Source organism: Streptomyces sp. NPDC059567, assembly GCF_042735655.1.
Lineage (GTDB): Bacteria > Actinomycetota > Actinomycetes > Streptomycetales > Streptomycetaceae > Streptomyces.
Window position 1 is genome coordinate 93,441 of the sequence record NZ_JBHWBS010000018.1, and the last position, 882, is coordinate 94,322.

At 79.4% G+C, this 882-nt stretch carries 1 protein-coding gene; it reads right to left on the reverse strand.

Annotation, left to right across the window (positions count from 1 at the left end; all coding sequences use genetic code 11):
- Nucleotides 1-634, reverse strand: a 634-nt coding sequence (locus ACFVZW_RS11990) for a triphosphoribosyl-dephospho-CoA synthase (RefSeq protein ID WP_384519968.1), incomplete at its 3' end; no start/stop codon positions are given.
- Nucleotides 635-882: the final 248 nt, after the last annotated feature.

Genomic DNA, 882 nt, shown 5'->3' on the forward strand with positions numbered 1-882 from the left:
CCCCGCGCCCCGCGCGCCCCGGCGCGCCGCGCGGCACCCGCGCGCCCCGGCGCTGATCCACAGCTCCACCGCGCGGAGCGACAACCGCCCCGCCCCCCCCCCCCCCCCCCCCCCCCCCGTCCCGGGCCCCGTCCTGGACCTCGCGCAGCCCGTGCGGCCCGCCCGCGTGGAGCAGCCCGGTGTCCTGAAGCGTCGTCATGACGACGAGCAGAGCCCGGAGCCGGGCCTCGGGCTCCCGCGCGCCGCCGCGCCGCGCCACGTCCAGAGCGTCCAACGCCCGCCGTACGTGCGGGAATCCGGCCCGGGCCTCACCCTTCGCGCCGGCGGCCCCGAACCGGACGGACATCGCCGACCCGATCGTGGGCGTACGGGGAGCGCGCGGGTCCGGATGGGCCGCGATCCGCCGCGCGATCCCGGTCGACTCCTCGGGCGTCCCCCGGGGCGCGAGCGCGGCCCCCGCGACGAGCAGCCCGAGCGGCCACAGAGCCCCACGGTGCAGCGCCCGGCCCCCGCCCGCCCGCACCATGTCCCGCTCGGTCCCCCGCCCGATCGCCCCGAGCTCGGCCCTCAGCCCCTTGCCGGGCTCCCCGACCCGCCGCGCCACGGCGGCCATCGCGGCAAGCCCGGGCACCATCGCCTCGGCGACCCACCGCGACGCCGCAGGATCCCCGTCCCCACAACCCGGCACCCGACCCGCACCCAGCAGCCCTCCCACAGCCCCCCGGGCCAGCCCCTCATCCTCACGGCTCACAACCATGCGCGGCAGGCTAGACACCGGACCTGGGCGTTTCCCCGAGCTGAGCTGTGAGCGGGCTGTGTCACCCACGGGGGTGACGGCCCAAGGGAACGGCGGCCGCCGAGCCTGGCATATGCCCTCGCGGT